This window comes from Wolbachia endosymbiont of Madathamugadia hiepei (assembly GCF_013366855.1).
Lineage (GTDB): Bacteria > Pseudomonadota > Alphaproteobacteria > Rickettsiales > Anaplasmataceae > Wolbachia.
Genome location: NZ_WQMP01000205.1, coordinates 1 through 757, shown reverse-complemented (window position 1 = coordinate 757; position 757 = coordinate 1). Strand labels below are relative to the sequence as shown.

The following is a 757-nucleotide window of genomic DNA, read 5'->3' as shown; positions in this document are numbered from 1 at the left end:
TCTTATGCATTGGGTAACCTCCTATTGTTGCTAAAATACTGGAGTTTACCCTATTTCTCTCTCTACTCTCTTTCTAATCCATAGTTAGCGTCCAAACGACAGCAGCACAGATGTAACTTACAATCTTATTAAATACTCTGGACACTGCAGTAGCGCATTCCTGTCCAATATCTAAAAATACGTTCGAATGATCGACCAATGACCTTGTACTTGCTTTTAAGCAGTTGTTCCCTGTTATCTTTGAAAATAACTTGAATGGAAAATACGACAAATATGCTGCTGTCAAAAGTAAAGGCTGCAATATTATGCTAGCTGCTAAGAAAGCAGCCAGTTGACACAATGAGTACACTTTCCCTGCTCTGTAGCCTACATATTCACGACTTTTCATGTATTGATCATTATGATCGTCTTCGCTCTCAACTCCACAAATTATATCTTTTACAGGTCCTAGTCTCTGTGAAAAAAGTTTATCATGAGAAAATAAGGAAAGATGTAGCAAAAACTGGTAGTTTAACTTAGCTAAAAATAGAGAAACTACCAAATGGCATATTATATAAAAGAAGGAAATTGAAAACAAGTTTTTAGTTTTTTGAAAAGCGTGAAAGGAATACACAGCAAGAGCAAAGAGAAATTGAGAATATTTGTGGAAACAGTGTGGTACATGGGCAAAAGTGGCTGCCAGTGTAGGCTTTTACCTAAAATATATGCCAATTACAGGAGTATACACAGGCGATTTAAAAGGTGGTGTGAAAAGAAA

The 757-nt window shown here is 36.1% G+C and carries 2 protein-coding genes; one reads left to right on the top strand and one right to left on the bottom strand.

Annotated features, from left to right (window positions below):
- Positions 1 to 73 precede the first annotated feature (73 nt).
- The gene (locus GO685_RS05390; RefSeq protein ID WP_175937889.1) at positions 74 to 541 is read right to left on the bottom strand and encodes a hypothetical protein; all 468 of its coding nucleotides are present in this window, start codon (positions 539 to 541) and stop codon (positions 74 to 76) included.
- Positions 542 to 598: 57 nt separating this feature from the next.
- On the opposite strand from GO685_RS05390, the gene GO685_RS05895 reads away from it, so the two are divergent.
- Positions 599 to 757 (top strand): transposase (locus GO685_RS05895; RefSeq protein ID WP_410543296.1); only part of this gene is annotated, 159 nt, incomplete at its 3' end.